At 46.4% G+C, this 2,446-nt stretch carries 2 protein-coding genes; both read left to right on the top strand.

The genetic code is table 11. The features are described 5' to 3' along the window. Positions 1 to 119: 119 nt before the first annotated feature. Positions 120 to 1,022 carry a tyrosine-type recombinase/integrase gene (locus I2I13_RS24340; protein WP_195650756.1) on the top strand — a complete coding sequence of 301 codons (903 nt, stop codon included), beginning with the start codon at positions 120 to 122 and terminating at the stop codon, positions 1,020 to 1,022. After that, positions 1,019 to 2,167: an IS91 family transposase gene (locus tag I2I13_RS24335; protein WP_195650755.1), complete on the top strand. Its 1,149-nt coding sequence runs from the start codon at positions 1,019 to 1,021 to the stop codon at positions 2,165 to 2,167. Before I2I13_RS24340 ends, I2I13_RS24335 begins: the two co-directional genes overlap by 4 nt. Positions 2,168 to 2,446: the final 279 nt, after the last annotated feature.

The raw sequence follows: 2,446 nt of genomic DNA, 5'->3' as shown, positions 1-2,446 counted from the left end.
CGTTGTACTAAATCCCGCATACGTAATAGCTAAAGTTTGCTATCTGTATGCGGGATTCCTTTTTTTTGCTGATTTTAGTGGTGATATTTCCAATGTTCAACCAATAAACATTCTCCACTATGGCAAATTTTATTCAGCGTGCCAGTGACTCCATCTCGGGGTTTGGTCAAAGTTACGAAAAATTTTCCAAACAACTTCTTATTGAGCAGTATTCTCCTGGTAGTATAAAAAGTTATGGCCATAAGTTGGCTGCTATCAGCTTTCACTTCAAAAAACTTCCTGAACACTTAAGCGAAGATGATTGCCGCGATTATTTCAGCATGTTGCTCTCTCGCACTCCTTCACCGGGTTTGAGCTATTTCAAGCACACGGTTTACAGTCTCCGCTGTTATCGTAAGACGATGCATCTTAGCGAACTTAATTTTTCTCTCCCCCGTATTCGTAGCACGAAGAAACTTCCGGTTGTTCTTTCCCAGTCCGAAGTGATCAGCCTTTTGCGGCACTGCGGGAATATCCGCAGCCAATCCCTGCTGTCTCTGATTTATTCTTGCGGGCTGCGTTTACGTGAACTGGTCAATATGCAAATTTGTGATATTGACAGCAAGCGTATGCAGGTTTTCATCCGTCAGGGCAAAGGTAGAAAAGACAGATACGTTCCCCTTTCGGGCAACCTATTGCTTCTTCTTAGGGAGTATTTCCTCCAATACAGGCCTGTGGTATATCTTTTCAACAATTGCTCCGGCGGACAAATAGAGGATTCCGAAATTCGCTATCTTTTTAAACAGGCGGTTCATTCGTCCTGCATCCTTAAAACCTGCACGCTTCATACCCTTCGTCACAGTTATGCCACGCACTTGCTGGAGATGGGTGAAAATATTCTTCGCATTCGTGATCTTCTGGGACATGCCGATATAAAGACAACCCTGGTTTATCTTCACCTTGTCAATCTTCCTGCCGGCGGTTACGCCTTCAGCCCACTGGACCGTCTTGAGGGAGTGGGATATAACAATACGCAGCCATGAGGACGGAGTTTGAGGTCGGTCAGATTATTTCCCGCTTCAAATCATCCTTTATCAGCCAACATCATCCCTGCGGCAGGGTTCTCCAGGTCCTCTCACGTCTGGAACAGTGCCGTACCTCCGCTTTGGGAGGGCATGTGGATGCCTGTCCCCAGTGTGGAGTCGTACGTGTTAGTTACAACAGCTGCCGTGACCGGCATTGTCCCAAATGCCAGGGGGCAGAGCGTGAGGTATGGATACAGGCACGCAAAGAGGATATGTTGCCCGTGAAATATTTCCATGTGGTATTTACCTTACCGGCCGACTTGCATTCACTGGCACTGGGGAATATGAGGCCCACCTATTCCTGCCTGTTCACCGCCGCCTGGAAGACTTTATCAGCCTTCGCGGCCAATAAAGGCGCACAGGCGGGAATGGTGGCCATCCTGCATACTTGGGGAAGTAACCTGCACTATCACCCACATCTACATTGTGTAGTGCCCGAAGGAGGGATAGATGAAAGGGGGGGATGGAGGAAGCTCTCTGGGGCAAATCAAGACAGTCCTTTTCTATTCCCGGTTAGGGCTATGGGCAGGGTGTTCAGAGCCAAGTTCATGCAAGAGTGGAGCAAACATGTGAAAGTACCCCAGGCAACAAGAAAGAAACTCTTTGAAAAAGAATGGGTGGTATATAGCAAAGCACCGTTCAAAGGCGTGGAAAGGGTCATAGAATACTTGGGACGTTACTCACACAGGACAGCCATCAGTAATGCCAGGATTAAGGGAATGACAGATACAGCCGTCATGTTTGACTATAAGGATTACAGGGATGGGGGAAAACATAAGATGATGACACTCACAGGAGAAGAGTTCGTACACAGGTTCAGTAGGCATATATTGCCGGCAGGATTTGTACGTATCAGGCATTACGGATTCCTGGCAGCATGCAACAGAAGGAAGTTGACAAGCATACAGATAAGGATGAAAGTACCACCGGCACCACTTAAAAGGAAAAGAGCCAAGTGGAAAGAACTCTGCCAAGACAAATGGAGGGAGTATAACTTATGCAAGCATTGCGGAGGGGCGCAGATGATTACAATTGAAGTTTTCAGACCAGCCAGGTCGCCACCCGGAAGAGGAAGTTCCAAACCGCTGAACGGTACTTTTTGAAGAAGAAAATATGCTCACTGGAAGAATGAAGTCCTGGGAGAGGCAACCTGTGGATATACCTAAAAGAAAACACTGTAGAAACACCGGATAGAAAGAGAAAGGAGGAAAAAAAGGGAGATTGGAATCAAGAAAGGCTGAAAAAACAAGTATAAAAGCAAGCACAGGACATTAGGAAACTGCTGAAAAAAATACAGATACAGAAGTAACCCCCATAAAAAATAGAAAACGTACAACAAAGGCTCCATATGCCCTAAGGGGCACACGAAGCCCTATTTCGTT

The sequence above is a fragment of the Bacteroides sp. D55t1_190419_B8 genome (assembly GCF_015558905.1).
GTDB lineage: Bacteria > Bacteroidota > Bacteroidia > Bacteroidales > Bacteroidaceae > Bacteroides > Bacteroides vicugnae.
The sequence above is the reverse complement of the archived record's forward strand: the minus strand, read 5'-3'. Positions and strand labels throughout refer to the sequence as shown.

Excerpts from the sequence above, each read along its gene's own strand:
- I2I13_RS24340 (WP_195650756.1), top strand. The coding sequence starts at position 120 with ATGGCAAATTTTATTCAGCGTGCCAGTGACTCCATCTCGGGGTTTGGT.
- I2I13_RS24335 (WP_195650755.1), top strand. The coding sequence starts at position 1,019 with ATGAGGACGGAGTTTGAGGTCGGTCAGATTATTTCCCGCTTCAAATCA.